The sequence below is a fragment of the Salinimonas chungwhensis DSM 16280 genome (assembly GCF_000378185.1).
GTDB classification, from domain to species: Bacteria; Pseudomonadota; Gammaproteobacteria; order Enterobacterales; family Alteromonadaceae; genus Alteromonas; species Alteromonas chungwhensis.
The window spans coordinates 58,596-74,008 of sequence record NZ_KB899381.1; the positions used below are offsets into that span (position 1 = coordinate 58,596).

Sequence of the window (15,413 nt, forward strand, 5' to 3'; positions counted from 1 at the left end):
AAAACATACCTTTAACTATCAATAGGTTAAATTTAATCGCGACCCAATAGTATTGAACCAGACCCCGCGCTACCTGGCAATGCGCTGCCCCATAACCTGCAATATTCTGCCGTAATACCGCGGCTTAGCGACAAACGTATACAACTTAGAACCTATGTATGAATCCGATGCCAAACTATGCTTCAAGCCTGAAATTAAAAACCATGAGTTTGTTTGAGGCTGCATAGAACGCGAGCGAGCTTGACCAAGCTCAAATTACACCAAACGATTAAAACTGGCACTAAAAGTGCTTTATAGTAATGGTCGAAGCACACTACTTTGACTTTAACTCTTAGTTGAGTTGGAACGTCAGAAAGACTAATTGCTTTTTGACTGCTGGCAGCGGGAGTGATGTACCAGACCTCATACCTCTCACTACCTCCTGGCGTTATTTCCGCTGGCCAGCTTTTCTCTTTATCCCCCGCCATAAAATTGGCAGCTTTTCTTGCGGCGACATCAAACCGACACCTTTTTTTTGACGGATTTTTTTACACTTTGACCTGTTCATTAAAGTCGAATGGAATTCATGAATGAAAAAACAGACAAAGGTAAATAATAAAACAAAAAAAGGCCGGGATTATCCCGACCTTCCTATTTCGCTTAGAAACAACCTGGCTCACTACCTCCTGGCTATGACTTCCTGTTGCGAATGATTAACCTAACAGAGACAAAGCTGCCTGAGGACGCTGGTTAGCCTGCGCTAGTACGGTAGTACTGGCCTGCTGTAGAATCTGGTTTTTAGACAAATTAGCCGTTTCGGTTGCAAAGTCTGCATCTTTGATTCTTGAACGAGCAGCAGAGACATTTTCAGAGATGTTGCTCAGATTACGAATACTGGACTCGAAACGGTTTTGCGTTGCACCCATTTCTGCCCGCGCAGCACCAACTCTCTCTAATGCCGCATCAACTTCGGTGATAAGTGCATCCGCGCCACCAGTAGTTACATCGCCCGCAATTCCCAGGTCAGTAGAATTAAAACCCGTAGTCGCCGTACCACTGTCTATCGTGACATTTATTGACTGACCACCTTCGGCGCCTACCTGAAAATCAGCCCCATAGTTGCCGTCAAGCAGTGCTACGCCGTTAAATTCTGTGTCTGAAGCGATACGGTCAATTTCTTCTTTCAGCGCGTCAATTTCTTGTTTCAACGCTGTTTGGTCAGCGCCATCGTTTACGCCATTGTTTGACTGAACTGCCAGCTGACGGATACGTTGTAAAGAATTGGTGGTTTCATCCAGCGCACCTTCAGCAGTTTGCAGTACTGAGATACCATCATTCGCGTTTCTTACGCCCTGGTTCAGCCCCTGAATCTGGGCAGTCATACGGTTGCTGATTTGCAGACCGGCCGCGTCATCTGCCGCACTGTTGATACGTGAGCCAGAAGACAACCGCTCGAAAGATGTTGTCAGTGCATTGCCAGAACTAAACAGTTGACGTTGCGCATTGAGTGAAGATACATTGGTATTTACAAATAAAGACATGGGTCTCTCCTACACTTCAGTCCAGCAATTTGTTGAACCAGACTTTTCGGCGGTTTACAATTTCTGCAGTTATCACTTTGTTTTGTTTAAGTGAGCTGCCCTTCTTAAATACTTTATCGACGCATTGAAAAATCCCTTTAGGAAAAAACACGATTAATTTCACTAAATTCATAGAAAAACCATTAATCGGATAAATTTTCTTTTAAATCAAAACCTTGAAATAAAAGGCAGTGTTTTGAAGTTAAAAGAGTAGAAGAGTTAACGCTGCGACAGCGTTTATATTTATCGGCAACAATTGAGGCCGGAAGGTATAATGTAGGCGTAGAGGGCTGGTTTCGCTTGACAGCGCTAAGCGCAATTTTTGCGCTGTCTGAGAGACTGTATCAAAAAGTAATAACTATTGAGGCTATATAATTATCTTATATAGTCAAATAGGGACAAATTAGCTAATTTAGGGAAGGTCGCCATAGCAGCATTAAGTGCGGCTTCCTGTTTTGCAAAGTCTGCCGAGGCTTTAGCATAGTCAGTATCTTCAATAGACGACCGCGCGTCTTTAGCTGCTATTTCTAAATCAAGGTTGGTTTGATATATGGAACTGGCAATATTCAGCCGACCTCCCACCGAAGAGCGCTCAAGACCCACTTTTTCCATCCCGTTATCTAACCCGACCAATGCGTCATCCATGGCATTTTTAACGGCGCTTTCAGGCTGTGTGTCATCCAAAAGAATGGTGGAAATTTCATGCAGTGTTTCCGCGATATTCTTTTTCTGTGGCGCTTCAAGCGTGAATTCTACTGAATCACCAGGGCTTCCATTCAGGGTAAAGGACATTCCCTGGATGGAAAAAGGCTCCGACGCTGAAAAAGACGTACTACCTATCACTGCCCCGGTGTTGGGGTTAGTCAACTCCACCTGATTGGGTCCGGTGATTTCCAATTGAAATGTATTATTAGCCGGAGTTACAGGATCGTAATTCGCTTTACTGAAAGCATCAAAGGATTGCTGGCTATCGATACTACTATCTTCTACTGTCGCAGTAGGGGTGCCGGCAATACTAAAAGTACGGCGAGCAAAAACATTCTCAAATACCTCCTGACCACTGACAGAGCGCTGAACATTTACGCCGTCTGCCAGTTTTACAGTATTGTAGCCACCATCGCCCTGATAGGTCACAGAGTCTACAGACCCACCGTTGAACACAAATGGCTGAGTTTGTGACTGATGGCCGGCAAAAATATAATTGCCGTTGGCATCCTGGGTATTCATCATGCCCAGCATTTCATCGCGAATTTGTGCCAGCTCTGTGCCAATGGCTTTTCTGTCGCCATCGTTGATCACCCCAGAGCCAGCACGCAAAATAAGCGTTCGGGCACGTAACGCAGTATTATTGATGTTATCTAATACGGCTTCCTGCTGTTCTAAGGAGTTCGTCAACAGGTCGTTATTGCGTTGATATTGTTCAAGCTTATCCAGCTCTTCCGTCAGGCGAATCACTTTGGCAGCGCCAACCGGATCGTCAGAGGGTTTGTTCAGCTGTTTTCCTGTGCTCAGCGCATTTTGCGTTTCCGATAGATCACGCTGGTTATCCATAATAGATCGGATATTCCTATCAAAAAGCTGATTTGTTGAAATACGCATAAACTGTTACCTGGCTGCTGATAATATTGTGTCAAAGAGCTCCTGCGCTGTGGACAGAATCCGCGCCGATGCCGCATATGACTGCTGATACCGAATCAGGTTGGCCGCCTCTTCATCCAGGCTTACCCCTGACACTGAATCAAACCACGACTGTGACTGATTTTTCATTGCCTCAGCAGCTTGTAAGGATATATCCGCTGTAGAGGATTTTTCGCCCACCCGCCCCACTAATGAAGAGTACGCTTCATGCAGACTGCGAGGTGCATTAGCGTTGTTTGTACTCAATTGTACCACGCCTTTTTTCTGGATCTCTGCGAGCTTTACAGCGTTGGTATTATCATTTATACCCTGTGAATTGTAGCTTAGGGTAAAGCTATCTCCGGCGGTTGGCTTGCCTGAGAGCGAAAAATCATAGCCGGGGTAATCTGCACCAAAACCTGCCTGTTCCAGCAGGTTATTGTAATTATCCCCCACTGTAGCAGATGTAATGGTGTTACCAGCGCTATCTATCACATTGAAATCTGTATCTGAGGTGAATACAACTGCTACCGGTGCTTCTGTTGCAGCACTGGGTGGTGTCGCTATGCCTCCGGCGCCATCAAATGCGGATATATCGTAGTCTGTGTTGGTCACCCTTATCGAGGCGACTCTGGCATCCCCAAGGTTAGCCGTTGCCGGCTCTGCCCGTAACGGTGAGGCAAACGCTAATGTTTCAGCCCGCTGCGTGGTAAGAGTGAGTTCTGAAGCCGTTGCTTTTGCAGGTTGCAATAAGAATGCATCGTCAACTGCATAGGCACCGGGTGAATCAAAATTGATTTCCACACCGCCGGGAATTTCAGTAAATCCGGTTGGTGCAACGGCCTGACCTGTATGAATAATAGCATCGCCATTAGAATCGAGCTTGGGTGAGCCGTCCGCGTTTAGCATATGAACATCGAAGGTCAACGGCGCACCGACGCCATCGACTGACTGAACAACCACTTTAACGTCAGCGTCTGTCACTTCACTGCCCTTGCCCGGGGTGAATTGTCCGGCCATGGTCAGCGAGTTGTCGGAGTTATCGAAGTTTAACCCGGTAAGTGACGGCAGACTAAAAATATCCCCGCCCAGCTGCATATCCATGTCCATGCCCAGACGGTTCTGGGTATTAACCGCATCGGCCATGGCAACGGCGATTTGGCCGATATCCCGCTGGGCCGGGCTCAATACCTCGTTTCGGAAACGAAACAGACCACCCAGACTGCCACCGAGACGGTCCTCGGTAATCGGCACACCAACAGGATTTGCCTGGTTTTCTTTGTTTAATGCAAGCTGAAGATGCTTTTGCCCTGTATCGGCGCCGGTTTTTAGTTGTAATACACTGAAGCTGCCATTTTCCAGGACCAGTGACTCACCGGAGCTAAGGTTTACTGCTTTGGCACCATTTTTTGTTTCCCGCACCTCGATGGACATAATGTCGGCAAGCTTGTTAATTGCCTTATCCCGTTCATTGAGTAATGCATTGGGCTGATCATTACTCCCTCCCTTCGAACTAAGGATTTTGCGGTTTAAATCTCCGATATTTTGAATTAGCTCGTTGGCCTCGCTGATTTGCGCATCGAACTCCAGATTAAGCTCGTCTTCTTTAGCCAGCAAATAGTCAGAGGTGGTGCCCATCCGATGCAACAGACCTTGCGCTTCGCCTAATACAGCTCCACGGGAGGCAAGGTTAGTAGGGTCATCCGCCGCTGTCTGTAATGCCGAAAAAAACTTACTCAGACCAGTAGATAATGCGTTGGCCTCGCTGGCCAGAAGATTATCAATTGCACTGGTTTTTTGTGTGAATGCTTCCAGCTCACCCACTGCAGTAATATCGCGGCGTAGCTGGTTTTGGGCAAAGGTATTAATAACCCGTTCAGTGGCTCCCCGACCTACCCCCATTACATTGTCATTAGTAAAGATGGTTTGTTCGCGGACGTACCCGTCGGTATTGACGTTGGCAATATTATTGGAGGTAGTCTGCAGCAATTTGTTACTGGCATTTACCCCACTGCTGGCAATCGAAAACAAGTCAATCATTGAATTTATCCTTTACCAGCTTGAGGCTGAAAGCCATTGAGTGTCCGGCCACGGTACACTGACTTAAGTTTATCTGCATATGCCGGGTCGGTCGCATAGCCGGCTTGCTGTAATGCCTCGAAATAGGCATGACTGTTCTGGCTTTCTGATACCGCCTTTTCATAGCGCGGGCTGGACTGCAAGAAGCTCACATAGTCTTGCATTGCATCACCAATAGAATCGTAAGCGCGAAATGCTGCTTTTTGTTTTTGCGGCATGCCGTTGGAAAACTCCAGCGTGTCAACCATCGCCTGCTTACCCTGCCAGTTTCTGTCGGCTTTGATACCAAATAAATTATACGAGGGCGTACCGTTGCTGTCATGAATGACATATTGGCCCCACCCAGTCTCGACCGCCGCCTGGGCGATGATAGCTTTGGGATCACCGCCAAGCTGATCAGCCGCTTTTTGCGCATGAGGATAAAGGGCCTGTATAAACGCCTGTTGATCTTCAGCAATCGGCGCTTTAAATGCAGAAGCCGCTTTGGTGGGCGCAGCAGATAACATGTTTTCCTGTGCTGACTGTACCTGCTCGATAGTGTTGCGGTTAATCGACGACAGGTTTGCGTCTGCGCGAATGACACTGGCGGGGGTATAATCAGGGTTATTCTGACCCAGCTGTTTCACAATGATATCCGCCAGCCCCAGCCCGCCATTTGAACTCAGGTCTACGGCGAGTTGTTGGTCGTGCATGTCACGGTAAAATTTCACCTGCTGGGAATTGAACGGGCTGTCTTCATCCGCCATAGCTTCCTGCGCTTTACGCATGGACTTCATCATCATCTGAACAAAAATAGCTTCAAATTGTTTCGCCGTTTCTTCCAGTGCACTTTGGTCTTCACCGCTGGCGATGGCTTCGCGCAGCGTATTCAGGCTGCCAACATCGTGCGCATTACGCGCCATTTCCATTTGATTGCGGGTATGCAGAGTATCCATCAGATCACCACCAGCTCGCCGCGCAATGCGCCGGCCTGACGTAATGCTTCAAGAATGGCCATGAGGTCGCCCGGTGCAGCACCCACTTCATTAACCGCTCTGACAAGTTGATCTAAGGTGACGCCGGGCTCAAATTTAAACATCCGGCTGTCGGATAAATCTACATCCACAATAGACTGCGCAGTAACGACTGTATTGCCGTCGGCCAGCGCATTGGGCTGGGTGACCTGCTGATTTTCCGCAATGGTAACCGTCAGCCCGCCGTGGGTAATAGCGGCAGGTAACAGCCGCACATTCTGGCCTATGACAATGGTGCCGGTACGGCTGTTGATAACCACCCGGGCTGGTGCTTCGGCCACTTCAAATTCAAAATTTTCCAGTACAGCTAAAAAACCTACGCGCTGACCCGGATCCCGTGGTGCGGTCACCCGCACAGATGCAGCATCCATCGGTGTGGCAATACTGTAGCCCTTATCCGGATCAGCGCCAAGGCGCTGATTGATGGTATCAGCCAGACGTTTGGCCGTGGTGAAATCAGGATAATGAAGATTAAGCGTAAGCGAATCGCCTGATGCAAACCCGCTGGGTACGGCTTTTTCGACCATCGCGCCATTAGGAATTCTACCCACGGTAGGCGTGTTGATAACAATTTTGGAGCCATCATTGCCCTGAGCTCCAAAGCCGTTGACCACAAGGCTTCCCTGAGCAACCGCATAAACGTTGCCATCCACCCCTTTTAAAAAGGTTTGCAGCAACGTGCCGCCCTGAAGACTCGCTGCTTCGCCCACTGAAGAGACCGTGACATCAATAGACTGCCCCGGCTTGGTAAACGCTGGTAGCTCAGCATGCACAGCAACTGCTGCAACATTTTTAATTTTAGGTTTAACGTTAGGGTCAAGGCTGATACCGAAGTTGGTCAGCATGGTACGAAAGCTTTGTTCGGTAAACGGGCTTTGCTCCCCAGTACCTGGCAAGCCTACCACCAGGCCATAACCAATGAGCTGATTAGACCGTACGCCCTGAATGTTGGCAACATCTTTAATTCGTTGTGCTGATACCTGTGCAGCGGTAACCAGTGCAATAAGAGCAACCATAAGTTTTAAAACGTTCATGACAACTCCTTAAAAGGGCCAGTAATCAGAGGCGAAAAACTGGGTGAGCCAGCCTTTTTCCTGAGCTCTGGCAAAACTGCCGGTACCACTGTACTGGATGCGCGCGTTAGCCACTTTGGTAGAGACAATTTGGTTCTCAGGGCTGATGTCGGCCGGACGAATTATCCCCGTCAGACGGATGTATTCATCGCCCTGATTCAGGGTCAGCCATTTTTCTCCGCGTATAACCAGATTCTGGTTTGGCAACACATCCACGACGGTGACTGAAATCGCACCGGATAAACTGTTGCGCTGGTTAGCCTGCGCGTCGCCGGCGAACTCGCTGGCGGCGTTGACACCCAGCTGAATGGTTTCTCCGCCGATATTTATCGGGTTGCCGCCCAGCCCAATAATAGGCTGAACATCGACACCGGTTTCCTTAGATGTGGTGGTGCCGGCAGATTTGGTAGCGTTGGTATTTTCGCGCAAAGTAACCGTGATGATATCGCCCACCCGACGTGCAGTGACATCGGAATAAAGACTATTAGCCATGTAAGGCTTGAACAGTGAACCATCTTCAACAATATGCTCACGGGGGATGTTGGGCACTACCGGGGCAAATGAGGGATCATTTGCCTGAATCGGAGCCTTCGGTGTACTGTTGCATCCGGCCAGTACCAACACACTTAAAACGGCAACAAAAATACGCATAATACTACTCGTTATAGCTGCTGAATAACCTGACCAAGCATTTGGTCCACTGACGAAATAACCTTAGAGTTCATTTCGTAAAGACGCTGGCTTTCAATCAGGTTGACCAGCTCTTCGGTGACATTCACGTTGGAAGTCTCCAGCGTGCCCTGAGAAATGGTCCCCAGGCCCTGTAAGCCTGGAACGCCCTGAATAGGCGCGCCACTGGAAGCTGTTTCCACAAAGAGATTCTGACCCGTAGGCTGCAATCCGGTGGGATTGATAAAGTCTGCCACATTAATTTGCCCAAGCACCTGTGGCTCAGCCTGACCGCGCACTGACGCGGATACTTCACCATCCTGAGAAATGGAAATCTGCTGGGCGTCTTCGGGAACTGCAATTTCCGGCTGAAGCAAAAATCCGGCACCTGCGGTGACAATTTGCCCCTGGTCATTTAAAGAAAACTGGCCGTTACGGGTATAGGCAATGGAACCATCAGGCTGCAGAATCTCAAAATAACCACGGCCCTGGATCGACATATCCAGCGAATTTTCTGTGCTTTGAATGTTGCCCTGCGTGTGTGCTTTTTGCGTAGCAACAACTTTTGAACCTGAACCAAGCATCAAACCTGAGGGACGCTCAGTATCCGCAGAGGAACGGCCACCAGGCTGATTGATGTTCTGGTACAGCAAGTCTTCGAAGACCGCGCGATCTTTTTTGAAACCGATGGTTGACGCGTTGGCGAGGTTGTTAGAGACCACGGACACGTCGGTTTGTGCAGCGTCTAAACCGGTTTTACTAATCCACAATGCTGGATGCATACTTTACTCCTGAAGCACTTAAGGCGACACGGCCGCCGGGCTTGATATTATTCGTTTACAGTATTCTTAAAAGCATGTTGCCCTGGCTTGCCAGCTCGTCAGCTTTTTTCATCATTTTTACCTGCATTTCGTAATGTCGCTGCAGGCTGATCATATCCACCATTTCATTGACGGCGTTAACATTAGAGCCCTCCACCATACCCGAGCGCACCTGAACCTGTGGATCGGCGTTTAAGATATTGCCGTCTTTGGTGCGGAACAGGCCGTCATCACCACGCTGAATGCTTTTCAAATCGGGATTGACCAGCTTGAGACGTCCTACTTCCTGCGACACGGTTTCCGGAGCGCCTACCGGGCGGACCGAGATCGTGCCGTCAGAAGCAATATTCAGGTTATCCAGTGGTACCGGCAGATAGATAGGGCCGTTATCGCCCATAGCAATATTGCCGTGCATATCCGTCAAAACTCCGTCAGGGCCAAGCTGAAAGCTTCCATCCCGGGACAATGCTTCGTTACCTGCAGGATCCTGCATGGCAAACCAGCCGTTTCCCTGAATCGCAACGTCAAGATCCCGTCCGGTCTGGACCATCGCCCCGCCCTCGTAATTGTTCGAGGGACTTTCGGTCATTGAGAAGACCCGGGTCGGCAAACCTTCGCCGTAGGCCGGCATTGCCCTTGCCTGTTCTAACTGTGCTTTGAACCCGCTGGTCTGGGCGTTCGCCAGATTATTGGCTTTAATACCGGTAGCCAGGAGGTCTTGTTTGGCGCCGCTTGCAGCAATATAAAGAAGTTTATCCATGACTGACTTTTGACGTTTTTATGCTAAGTTACCCAGGACTTTGCAAAGGTAGTGCCAAAAGCATTTAAATTGAAAGGCTATTAGTAAAAAGGCCGCGTGACGCGGCCTTTGGCTGGTAATAAGTAAAGGGAATTAACGAATATTCAAAATTGTCTGGTTAAGCTGATTATTGGCTTCCAGTGCTTTGGAGCTGGCCTGGAAGTTACGCTGGGCGATAATCAAATCAATCAGCTCGGTAGTCAGATTAACGTTGGCTTGCTCCAGCGCTGACGAGTTTATCTCACCAAATGTGCCGGTGGTGGCTTCACCTGCCAGTGCTTCACCAGACTCCAGGCTTTCCTTCCATTGCGTACTGCTTTCCTGGGTCAGTCCCTGTTCATTGGCAAAGCGTGCTAAGGCCACCCGAACAATCGGTTCGGAAGTACCATTAGAAAATGTTGCCCGCACCAGACCATCCGCACCAATATCAATGCCAGTAAGACGTCCTACCGGTAATCCGTCCTGCTCCAGTGACGTTACTTCGAAGCTGGAAGCAAACTGTGTCGGCTCATTAGGCGTAGCATTGTTTTCATCCAGGTTAAAATCTACTGTAATTTGTTGACTTGCGTCTGAACCGTTGCTAAGAATCGTATCTCCTAAAGCCTCGGTCTGGATTTTAGAGTTTGGCTGGGGGTTACCGTCAGCAGACTCAATACCGATAAAATCCCCGCCGGCACTGAATTTCATGCGTGCCGCAGTAGTATGATTACCCGTATCCGCACCGACAGTGTTGGCCGCGGTCGTTGGGTCGGCATCAGTGCCATCTGAGTTAACCACATCTACCATCTGACCATCCACAGAGGTGGCTACATACCACTCATTATCAACACCAGGGGTATTGTCTTTGATGTAATAGTAAGTCATCACATGGCTGTCACCCAGCGAGTCATAGGTCGTGACTGAGGTGGCAGCGTTGTAAGTGAGCGGGTCATCCGGGTCAAATTTAGCCGGATCCTTGCCTTGTTCATTGGCTGGCAGATTCATTCGGATATCGACTTCTCTGGTGGCCTGAGGAGATCCCGAAGAGTCAGGAATACGCACAGGCTCAGTAGTGCTCAATGCTACAGAGGCGCTGGTGCCATCTTTGTTGACCGGAAAACCCAGCAGGTTGTCACCGTTGCTGTTCACTACAAAATTATCTTCATCCAGCTTGAACTGCCCTGAACGCGTGAATGAAAAGTCCCGTGAATTGATTTCAGGGACCGTTGCGAAAAAACCGTTACCGGTAATCGCAAGATCCAGCGCAGTATTGGTAAATTGCAGACTTCCCTGGGAAAATTGCTGTGCGACCTGTTGTGTCAGTACACCATCACCCACTTTGGTTTTACTACCTGCCAGCAGCGAGGAGGCGTAAACATCACCAAACTCTGCCCGAGACTCTTTAAAACCAACGGTGTTGACGTTGGCAATGTTATTTGAAGTGACATCCAAATCTTTTTGCGCAGCGGATACGCCACTTAGTGCAATGTTAAAAGACATTTTTTACTTCTCCTGCTAACTACTGATTTGGATGACATCATCCAGATTGATACTGACATCGCCATCCAAATTCAAAATTACGCCCTGACCGCTACCGGCCATACTGACACTACCTACATGACGATTCATTGCCGTAGGAATTGCAACCCCTTCACCACGCGCCTGGCCTGATGCACTAACCACATATTGTCCTGGCGGCATAGCGTTGCCCTGCTGGTCGGTACCATCCCAGGCGAACTGAACATTGCCAGCACCCTGGGTACCCGCATCAATGGATTTGACGATTTCACCATTAGCATTTTTTATGGTGATTTTCATGTCCTGAACCGTCTCATCGTTGACTACCACGCCGGAGAACCCTGAGCCAGCCTGCCCCATATAGCCGATATTACTTTCTACCAAGACATTCTGGCCAATAAGACTGGAAGCCTGCAACGCCTGATTAGAGGTCATCGAAGCCGCAAAATCTTTAAACTTACTGTTTAAGTCAGTGATGCCCTCAGCCATTGAAAACGACGTCATCTGAGAAACCATCTGATCGTTGTCGACCGGCTTACTGGGATCCTGATGAGCAAGCTGCTCCGTCAGCAACGAGAAAAAATCTTCCTGCGATAATTTCTGTTCACTGCCATCAGCGACTGGCTTCTTTTCTTCCTGCCAGTACAGATCATTGATCAGGCCTTTGTTATCTACTGTATTCACGCGTGCTTTCCTTTACCTGAACCTATTGCCCCTGGCCAAGCTGCAATACACGACGGAATAACCGTTTGGTGGTATCCGCGACCTGTACATTTGTCTCGTAACCTTTAGAAGCAGAGAGCATATTCGCCATCTCTTCCACCACATTCACGTTGGGCTTGTAGATGTAGCCTTTTTCATCAGCCATCGGGTTGTTGGGTGCATACTCAACATTCAAAGGCGCATCACTTTCAACGATCCCCTTCACCTGTACACCCATTCCCTTGGTCTGATTATCTGTCGCGCGCTGCAATTCTGCTGCAAATACAGGATGACGCGCTTTATAGGTTTCACCGTAACTGCTGCTAACGGTATTGGCGTTAGCAATGTTACTGGCAGTAGTGTTCAACCTTACATTCTCCGCTTCCATTCCGGTGCTGGAGATATTCATTACATTAAATAGACTCATTACTGGCCTCCGCTAAGCGCTTTTTTCATGCCTTTTAATTTACCGTCCAGAAACTGTAAGGAGGCCTGGTAGCGCATGCCGTTTTCCAAAAACGCATTTCTTTCTGTCTGCACCTCTACCGTATTACCATCACCGGTATCTGGCTGATTGGGTATTCGGTATTGCATATCAAACTGACTGGCTGTCATTTTTCCGGCGAAATGTTTATCGCTGGTTCGGGTCATTGTGCCTTGCTGATGCTCCCGGGCTGACGACATAGCTTTGTTAAAGTCGATATCTTTCGCTTTGTAGCCTGGCGTATTTGCGTTAGCTAGATTACCGGCAATCACTTCCATACGGTCTTCGCGTATATTGACTGCTCGCTGGTGGAAACCGACAAGTTTATCCAGATTTATTGCCATAAATGACACTCCTCATTTGCACAGGAGTGCTTTGCAAGTGAAGTGCCAAATATTTTTTGACACTTCATTTTATCGGGATAGTTTAGTCTTTGCGCTGGTAGTAGAGGCCTGGCTGGCAGCGATGCATAGTGAAATGTTCACCGGCATTACCAATAGATTCAGAAGCGCCGAGGAAAAGCATGCCGCCTGGCTGCAATTGAGCGGCAATTTGTTGCAGTATTTGTTGTTTAACAAGGGGGGCGAAATAAATCAGCACATTACGACAAAATACAATATCAAAGCGCCCCAGGCCGGCATATGAGTGCAGCAGGTTAATTGAGCGGAATGAAACCATGGCCCGAATATCCTGATTAATTTGCATCATACCACTGGCGTGATTACTAAAAAAACGTTGCCGGCGTTCGGGTGATAAACCCCGTGCAAGCGATAATTCATCGTAAATCCCCTCCTGGCATTTTGCCAGCATGGAGGAGGACAAATCAGTAGCCACGATTTCAGCGCCATGAGGTAACGCGCCAGGATGCTGACGCTTGTACTCCATCAGAGTCATCGCGATGGAGTACGGTTCCTGGCCTGAAGAGCAGGCCGCACTCCAGATTCGGATGCGGCGTTTGGCTGATTTAAGTTGCGGCAATAAATGCGTTTTTAAAAGCTCAAAAGGGTACGTATCCCGAAACCAGAGAGTTTCGTTAGTGGTCATCGCATCAATAACATCTTGCAACAGCCCACGATCACGATGAGCCAGCACTGCACGGATAAGATCGTCGATTTGATCATAAGGATGTTGATAAAGTAGCGGCGAGAGGCGGCTTCGCACCAGATACTGCTTATTCGTTCCTAACACGATGCCGCACTGTTTTTCGAGAAACGCGCTAAACTGCTCGTAGCACTGCAGCGATACCTCTTTATTTTTCAAGCGAACACCGCTCCATTACTTATCCGTATTTACCAGCCAGCGCTGGACAGCGGTTGCCAGCTCATCGGGGTGAAACTTTGCGATAAAGTCATCAGCGCCGACTTTTTTCACCATCGCCTCGTTAAATACACCACTAAGCGACGTGTGCAGAACCACATGAAGATTCTGCAATTCTGGCGAATTTTTAATTTCGGCAGTCAGGGTATATCCATCCATTTCGGGCATCTCAATATCGGAGACCAGCACGCCGACTTTATCGGTAACATCGCCGGTTTCTTCTGCCAGCACTTTTAAACGTCGCAATGCTTCCATGCCGTTTTTTGCCAGTTCTATCTCCAGACCAAGTGTCGTCAGTGCTTTCTTAACCTGACTCCTGGCGACCGAAGAATCGTCAGCAATAAAAATGATTTTACCTTCGCTGCCCTCGGTGGTCAGCGTAGCGGCGACTTCGTCGCTGACATCTGTACCTAAAGGAGAGATTTCATTGAGAATTTTTTCTACATCTAAAATTTCAATGAGCTCATTTTCTATTTCAGTTACCGCGGTAAGATAACTGGCGCGTCCGGTGCCTTTGGGCGGCGGCATTATAGCATCCCAGTTGGTATTGATGATCCGCTCAACAGCACCTACGAGGAACCCCTGAACAGAACGATTATATTCAGCAATGACTATAAACGCATTATCAAGGTTTTCTATGCGTTTGCCTCCCGTGGCCATACTTAAGTCGATAACAGAGATAGTTTGCCCCCGAATATGGGCGACGCCGCGAACCAGAGAATTGAGTTTAGGAATGGAGGTAAGCGGCGGGCACTGCAATACCTCGCGCACTTTAAAAACATTAATACCAAACCGCTGGCGGCCATTTAAACGAAACAGCAGCAACTCCAGGCGGTTTTGACCTACCAACTGAGTGCGCTGATTAACGGAGTCGAGAATACCTGACATACATCACCTCTAAAATAAATCGGGCACGAACATTGCGTTTAAGATTGCCACACCCTGCTGCACATTAAAATCGCCAAAAAAGTGACGATGTACAGGTTTGTACCAACGATTGAAGCTTTCATAATAGACAAATTAAGCCGGAACGAATACAAAAAGTGAACATACCGTTATGATTATCAAAAAAGCCAGTAAAATTTTGTTGTTAGCTACCGGACTGTTTATAAGCATGGCGGCATCATCCCAGACAAAAGATAGCAGTAATCATGCCCAAATCCAGCAAGGTGTGAAAACTTATCTCGAAGGGCAATTGGAAGATAAAACCAACGGCCAGAATATTCATGTTGAAGTTAATGATATTGATAATCGCATTAAGGTACCAGATTGCCCTCAGGGATTTGAATATTTCGCCGATAATCAGGCATTGTCCCAGTCCTATGTTTCCGTGCGGGTGAGTTGTAATAACAATCAATGGTATTTGTTTGCCAATGCGCAAATTCAGAAAACACAGCCGGTCGTGGTGACAGCAGGTATGCTCAGTCCGGGCACCGTGCTCAGCCCGGCTAATCTGACAGTGATGCAGGTAGAGACAAACCGTTTACGTCACACCGCGTACCACGAGGTAAATAAACTCATTGGCGCCCGTATCAAGCGTCGCGTGCGGCAGGGTCAACCTGTGCAATCAAATATGTTATGCTTTGTATGTGAAGGCGATAGGATTACAATAAGTGCTGAAGTGGGTGGCATGCAGGTAAAGACGTCGGGCATTGCCCAGCAAGATGGCGTTATCGGCGATACAATTACCGTGGTGAATGCCAGTTCCAATAAAACTGTGGTCGCTGAAGTTGCCAGCACTGAAAAAGTTGTGGTTCGTTTGTAATAAACAACCGTATGAAAA

15 protein-coding genes are annotated in these 15,413 nt (G+C 48.3%); 1 reads left to right on the forward strand and 14 read right to left on the reverse strand.

Annotated features, from left to right (window positions below; genetic code table 11):
• Positions 1–692: 692 nt before the first annotated feature.
• The 14 genes from F458_RS0110840 to F458_RS0110910 all read right to left on the reverse strand — a co-directional run bounded on the left by F458_RS0110840 (position 693) and on the right by F458_RS0110910 (position 14,518).
• Entirely contained in the window at positions 693–1,520 is an 828-nt protein-coding gene (locus F458_RS0110840; protein ID WP_018983445.1) for a flagellin N-terminal helical domain-containing protein, read from the reverse strand.
• Between the two features lie 414 nt (positions 1,521–1,934).
• On the reverse strand, positions 1,935–3,158 hold the full coding sequence (gene flgL / locus F458_RS0110850; RefSeq protein ID WP_018983447.1) for a flagellar hook-associated protein FlgL: 1,224 nt from the start codon (positions 3,156–3,158) through the stop codon (positions 1,935–1,937).
• 6 nt (positions 3,159–3,164) lie between these two features.
• On the reverse strand, positions 3,165–5,216 hold the full coding sequence (flgK, locus tag F458_RS0110855) for a flagellar hook-associated protein FlgK (RefSeq protein WP_018983448.1): 2,052 nt from the start codon (positions 5,214–5,216) through the stop codon (positions 3,165–3,167).
• 5 nt (positions 5,217–5,221) lie between these two features.
• Positions 5,222–6,190 carry a flagellar assembly peptidoglycan hydrolase FlgJ gene (gene flgJ / locus F458_RS0110860; RefSeq protein ID WP_018983449.1) on the reverse strand — a complete coding sequence of 323 codons (969 nt, stop codon included), beginning with the start codon at positions 6,188–6,190 and terminating at the stop codon, positions 5,222–5,224.
• Positions 6,190–7,302 carry a flagellar basal body P-ring protein FlgI gene (locus F458_RS0110865; RefSeq protein ID WP_018983450.1) on the reverse strand — a complete coding sequence of 371 codons (1,113 nt, stop codon included), beginning with the start codon at positions 7,300–7,302 and terminating at the stop codon, positions 6,190–6,192. The genes flgJ and F458_RS0110865 overlap by 1 nt, the downstream gene beginning before the upstream one ends.
• 9 nt (positions 7,303–7,311) lie before the next feature.
• A complete protein-coding gene (gene flgH / locus F458_RS0110870) occupies positions 7,312–7,992 on the reverse strand; it encodes a flagellar basal body L-ring protein FlgH (protein ID WP_018983451.1) in 681 nt (226 codons plus the stop codon).
• A gap of 11 nt (positions 7,993–8,003) precedes the next feature.
• Positions 8,004–8,792, reverse strand: coding sequence for a flagellar basal-body rod protein FlgG (gene flgG, locus F458_RS0110875; protein WP_018983452.1), 789 nt, complete (start codon positions 8,790–8,792; stop codon positions 8,004–8,006).
• Positions 8,793–8,847: 55 nt separating this feature from the next.
• On the reverse strand, positions 8,848–9,591 hold the full coding sequence (locus tag F458_RS0110880) for a flagellar basal body rod protein FlgF (protein ID WP_018983453.1): 744 nt from the start codon (positions 9,589–9,591) through the stop codon (positions 8,848–8,850).
• A 132-nt stretch (positions 9,592–9,723) separates the two neighbouring features.
• Positions 9,724–11,109 carry a flagellar hook protein FlgE gene (flgE, locus tag F458_RS0110885; protein ID WP_018983454.1) on the reverse strand — a complete coding sequence of 462 codons (1,386 nt, stop codon included), beginning with the start codon at positions 11,107–11,109 and terminating at the stop codon, positions 9,724–9,726.
• A 15-nt stretch (positions 11,110–11,124) separates the two neighbouring features.
• Complete coding sequence (locus F458_RS0110890; RefSeq protein WP_018983455.1) at positions 11,125–11,811, reverse strand: flagellar hook assembly protein FlgD; 687 nt, start codon at positions 11,809–11,811, stop codon at positions 11,125–11,127.
• A gap of 22 nt (positions 11,812–11,833) precedes the next feature.
• Positions 11,834–12,256 (reverse strand): flagellar basal body rod protein FlgC, encoded by a 423-nt coding sequence (gene flgC, locus F458_RS0110895; RefSeq protein WP_018983456.1) that lies wholly within the window; start codon positions 12,254–12,256, stop codon positions 11,834–11,836.
• The gene (gene flgB, locus F458_RS0110900; protein WP_018983457.1) at positions 12,256–12,657 is read right to left on the reverse strand and encodes a flagellar basal body rod protein FlgB; all 402 of its coding nucleotides are present in this window, start codon (positions 12,655–12,657) and stop codon (positions 12,256–12,258) included. The genes flgC and flgB overlap by 1 nt, the downstream gene beginning before the upstream one ends.
• 82 nt (positions 12,658–12,739) lie before the next feature.
• Positions 12,740–13,573, reverse strand: a complete 834-nt coding sequence (locus tag F458_RS0110905; RefSeq protein ID WP_018983458.1) for a CheR family methyltransferase — start codon at positions 13,571–13,573, stop codon at positions 12,740–12,742.
• Between the two features lie 15 nt (positions 13,574–13,588).
• Positions 13,589–14,518 carry a chemotaxis protein CheV gene (locus F458_RS0110910; RefSeq protein WP_018983459.1) on the reverse strand — a complete coding sequence of 310 codons (930 nt, stop codon included), beginning with the start codon at positions 14,516–14,518 and terminating at the stop codon, positions 13,589–13,591.
• 169 nt (positions 14,519–14,687) lie between these two features.
• Here F458_RS0110910 and flgA point away from each other — a divergent pair, with 169 nt between their 5' ends.
• The gene (gene flgA, locus F458_RS0110915; protein ID WP_018983460.1) at positions 14,688–15,395 is read left to right on the forward strand and encodes a flagellar basal body P-ring formation chaperone FlgA; all 708 of its coding nucleotides are present in this window, start codon (positions 14,688–14,690) and stop codon (positions 15,393–15,395) included.
• Positions 15,396–15,413 lie beyond the last annotated feature (18 nt).

Coding starts and splice junctions, on each gene's coding strand:
- F458_RS0110840 (WP_018983445.1), bottom strand. CDS start 1,520: ATGTCTTTATTTGTAAATACCAATGTATCTTCACTCAATGCGCAACGT.
- flgL (WP_018983447.1), bottom strand. CDS start 3,158: ATGCGTATTTCAACAAATCAGCTTTTTGATAGGAATATCCGATCTATT.
- flgK (WP_018983448.1), bottom strand. CDS start 5,216: ATGATTGACTTGTTTTCGATTGCCAGCAGTGGGGTAAATGCCAGTAAC.
- flgJ (WP_018983449.1), bottom strand. CDS start 6,190: ATGGATACTCTGCATACCCGCAATCAAATGGAAATGGCGCGTAATGCG.
- F458_RS0110865 (WP_018983450.1), bottom strand. CDS start 7,302: ATGAACGTTTTAAAACTTATGGTTGCTCTTATTGCACTGGTTACCGCT.
- flgH (WP_018983451.1), bottom strand. CDS start 7,992: ATGCGTATTTTTGTTGCCGTTTTAAGTGTGTTGGTACTGGCCGGATGC.
- flgG (WP_018983452.1), bottom strand. CDS start 8,792: ATGCATCCAGCATTGTGGATTAGTAAAACCGGTTTAGACGCTGCACAA.
- F458_RS0110880 (WP_018983453.1), bottom strand. CDS start 9,591: ATGGATAAACTTCTTTATATTGCTGCAAGCGGCGCCAAACAAGACCTC.
- flgE (WP_018983454.1), bottom strand. CDS start 11,109: ATGTCTTTTAACATTGCACTAAGTGGCGTATCCGCTGCGCAAAAAGAT.
- flgC (WP_018983456.1), bottom strand. CDS start 12,256: ATGAGTCTATTTAATGTAATGAATATCTCCAGCACCGGAATGGAAGCG.
- flgB (WP_018983457.1), bottom strand. CDS start 12,657: ATGGCAATAAATCTGGATAAACTTGTCGGTTTCCACCAGCGAGCAGTC.
- F458_RS0110910 (WP_018983459.1), bottom strand. CDS start 14,518: ATGTCAGGTATTCTCGACTCCGTTAATCAGCGCACTCAGTTGGTAGGT.
- flgA (WP_018983460.1), top strand. CDS start 14,688: ATGATTATCAAAAAAGCCAGTAAAATTTTGTTGTTAGCTACCGGACTG.